This window comes from Okeania sp. SIO2F4, from assembly GCF_010672385.1.
GTDB lineage: Bacteria > Cyanobacteriota > Cyanobacteriia > Cyanobacteriales > Microcoleaceae > Trichodesmium.
On record NZ_JAAHGT010000908.1, the window covers coordinates 1 to 3924 of the forward strand.

Annotated in this window: 3 protein-coding genes and 1 pseudogene; all 4 read right to left on the reverse strand. The window is 37.4% G+C overall.

The features are described from left to right. A pseudogene (locus tag F6K22_RS34780) lies at window positions 1-300 on the reverse strand (dihydroorotase); the annotation flags it as partial. A gap of 202 nt (window positions 301-502) precedes the next feature. Next, entirely contained in the window at window positions 503-1495 is a 993-nt protein-coding gene (locus tag F6K22_RS34785) for a hypothetical protein (RefSeq protein ID WP_293108958.1), read from the reverse strand. A 248-nt stretch (window positions 1496-1743) separates the two neighbouring features. Further along, complete coding sequence (locus F6K22_RS34790; protein ID WP_293108960.1) at window positions 1744-3099, reverse strand: histidine phosphatase family protein; 1356 nt, start codon at window positions 3097-3099, stop codon at window positions 1744-1746. 398 nt (window positions 3100-3497) lie between these two features. Beyond that, window positions 3498-3924: RNA-guided endonuclease InsQ/TnpB family protein (locus tag F6K22_RS34795; RefSeq protein WP_293108963.1), on the reverse strand; the 427-nt coding region annotated here is incomplete at its 5' end.

Below are 3924 nucleotides of genomic sequence, written 5' to 3' on the forward strand. Positions count from 1 at the left end.
TGGAAAAGTATCCGGCAAAATTGCTAGTCTGGTAAAACCTCCTGCTCTAGAAGCTTGGATTAAAGACTCTATAGTTTCCCGTTCCTCAAACCCTGGTTCCCCACTATGAGAATATAAGTCTACTAAACCAGGACCTAAAATTAATCCCCGGCAATCTTGAATATTTGTTTTAGTCGGGAACTGAGAAATATTTTCCTCAACTGCTGCTATTTTTCCATCAATAATTAAAACATCAGCAACTCGGTCTGTCTCGGAAACTGGATCTAATATTCGGACTTGTTGAAATAATTTGCTGTTCATTATATGGAGTAAAGTTTTTTTTGAGAGAACGGCTATTATTTTGCAGATTACCCGATTATAATTGATAATGAATTAATGAAGGTCAAATTTTTTTCGATGGGTAATTTAAAACACCTCCAATAGTTAAAAACAAAACCAATTATCCGACAAAAATTATCAATTATTTACCCCTACTTTCTACTTCTTTTTTTCTAGATATTTTTTATTTATATTCTTCCCAAGTTTTACCTTGTAATTTTTCAGCTAAATCTTTAGCATTATTTACATTACCAATATTTTGATATTGTTTACTGCTTTGCATACCTCCAGGAGTAGTTTGACGAAAATCCGTTGGATGTAAATCGGTTAGTAAAAATACTCGTGCTGGATACCATGAATCATCTACATAACTACGACGAATTTTAGCAGCTTCAGCTAATTCTTCATCGGACTTATTAACATTTTTCCACTTAAGAGAAAATTCTTCTTCTGACTCAATATCCACAACTGCTTCTGTCTTGGCAACCCAGTCTACTTGTTTATTTCGATATATTCCCAAATAAAGGCTACGACTATGACTATATGAACCACCTTTGGCTGTACATACATATATCTTATGTTTAATTACATCATCATAAGTTCCAGCACAATTAACAACATCTAGACGATATTTCCAAGAAGGTAGCAAATTTTCTTCATTAAAATACTCTTCTAAATCATTAATCGCATCGGCTAGATTTTTGGTTAAATTACTCAGTTTGATTGACTCTAAAAAATATTCAAAACTAATAGGTAAAAATAAAATATTATCTGCTTTAGCAATATTTTTGACATTAGAAAAAGCCTGGTCGTTAGGTTCATCTTGTTCGTGGTTAGCAAGAGCAATAAGAACTTTTCTACCTGGCTTTTGCTTGAGACTTTCTAGATGACGTAATAATTGTCCTTCATCAAAACTACTTCCTCTCTTTGTTTCGATAAAAATAGAGAAAGGTTCTTGAGTAATTTCCCCATCAGGAATGCGTTGTTTTTTTCCTACTTGTTGGGTGAATTTCACTCCAACTATTCCAGATAAACCTTCACCTAATAATTTGCTCAAAACTTCTGATAAAAATTTGGGATTTTCTTCATAAAGCATTTTGAGAATCAGCAGACAATGATTTGTAGTCTGATTTTCTCTTTGAGAATAAGAAGGGAAAAGGCGAATATTTCTGCTCATTTCATTTGATTTTATTTTTTATTATTTGAAGATGTTTATTACAGAAGTCAAAAGTCATAAATCAAATTCTTGGCGTCACCAGTACAAATAAAAAATTAGTCAGTCCAGTAGCACCGAAATATTTGGAATAGGCGGTGCTTTACATTTCATTTTCATATCACGCAGTGTTTCATGTCGGCTCTTAGCCGAAAACGCACCTTACTGGACTACCCTACTGATAACTGATAACTGATAACTGATAACTGAAATTACAACGCTCCTGCTGCAGTTTTGTCGAGAATACCCCCAGACAAATGAGAAGTAATATTCATTACCTCCAATACCGGAGGTCCATCTGGACCTTGAGGATAATCAATTACACTAACCGCTCCATTGCCCTGCTTAAAATTCCAGAAATGTTGGGGTTCCAAACCAAATAATTGACAAAGAATAGCCTTATTAATAGCATCATGGGCAACTACAATACCAGTACCAGAAACCGACTGAATAATTTCTTGCCAAGTAACCAGTGCCCTTTCCCAAACCTGCCGTAAATTTTCCCCTTCTGGCATTTGTACCGTTTCTGGAAATTCCTTCCACTGCTTCAATAATCCAGGAAAACCATCTTCAATTTCTGACTCAAACTTTCCTTCCCAGAGACCGTGGCTAATTTCCCATAAACCATCATATAAATTTAACTCTACATCTGGGTGATGCTGCAAAATAATCTCGGCCGTTTCTTTAGGACGTAGCATCGAACTACTAACAGCAAAATCTAGATGTACATCCTTGAGAAATTCCGCAGCTTGGCCAGCTTGCACCCGACCATTATCATTAAGTGGTACATCGATTTGTCCTTGAAATTTACCATCTCGGTTCCAGTCAGTCTCGCCATGACGCACCAGTAACAACCGAGGACCTTTATGTTTATCTCTAGGTTTAGGAAACTTTTCACCAATATGAGTAGTGAGATTCATTGATTCTAATTGTACAGCTCCTCCTGGTTTATATTCTCCAGAAAAAGAGGGATAAGGAGGAGTAAAGTTAAGTATATTAATGCCACAATTAGACTGTTGAATGGAGTGATAATAAGATGGCTGTATTCCCAAAGCTGTAGAAATGAGGCAGCGATTGATACCATTGTGCGCCACAACTAGAATAGTTTTATGAGCGCTAGTCAAAATCTCAGGCCAAAATTTATGAGCTTGGTCAAACAAAGATAATACAGGAAAATGCTTGATTTGACCCTCTGGTGTTGAGACCTCCATACAAAGTTCGTGGGGATGTTTTTTCCATAAACTATAATCTTCTGGATATTTCTCTATCACCTCTTCACGCAACATTCCTGCCCACAAAGGTAAATCAATTTCTCTTAAGTTTTCTTTGGTTTGAACTGGAGGTGGAGAGTCTAAGCAGGAGTGAATAATTTCAGCAGTTTGCTTTGCTCTTTGTAGAGGACTGCTATAAATAGCATCAAATTTTAGGTTTTGAAGAGCTTTACCTACTTGACGAGCAGTATTTTGGCCAGTCTCTGTAAGAACTGAAGCATCAAGGCGACCTTGAATTCGATGTTCTATATTATAGGTGCTTTGGCCATGACGTACAAGGATAACACGGGTACTCATCGATAATTTAGGTTATAGGTTGGTTGGGAACTGTAGAACAGAGTGAATTTTACCAGAAAATTGGGTTTAAAGCCTCGCCCTTCTAGGACGACTTTTTAGTTGATTTTATGTCAATTGTTTTCTTTATATATCTAGGTTTTAGCTATTTTTAGCACTGTGAGGTATTTCCCTTGCTAATACTGGGTTTGAAGCCATTTTCGGTGTAAAAAATCTTAAAGTACAGTTATATAGACAGAACTTACGCATAAGGTACGAAAAACTAGGGCTTGAGATTGCTTCCCTGTCGGTCGATAGGGACGAAAATACGTTATATTGCGTAAGTCCTAATAGATTAGAATCTTATGTTTCCGATCATCAAGTCTTTCCATCCATACCTGTTCATTGACATCCTCTCCAGCCTAAAGGCGTGGAGATTCCTGCCGAGCCGTAGCCCCTCGGTGGGTTGACGTTTCATAGGCTGCTGCCTCCTTGAGGGTGGTCTTACGCTTGCCTCCACGTCCGTTTAATGTCTCGGATTGCCCACCCGCGACTAATATATTTATGGCTGCGTTTAGGTCGCGATCATGCCAACTACCACAGTTTAAACACTCCCACTCGCGAATTGAAAGGTCTAATTTTCCACCTTTAAAGCCACAATTTGAACATATTTGAGATGTTGCCAGCCATCTATCAATTACTCGGAACTCACGGCCATATTTTAGAGCTTTTCCTTCTAGTAAAGTCCGGAATTGTCGCCAACCTAAATCCGAAATCGCTCTAGATAATTTCCGGTTCTTGACCATCCCAGAAACGTTGTCATACTTCTGAAACAATTGTTTGGTTATC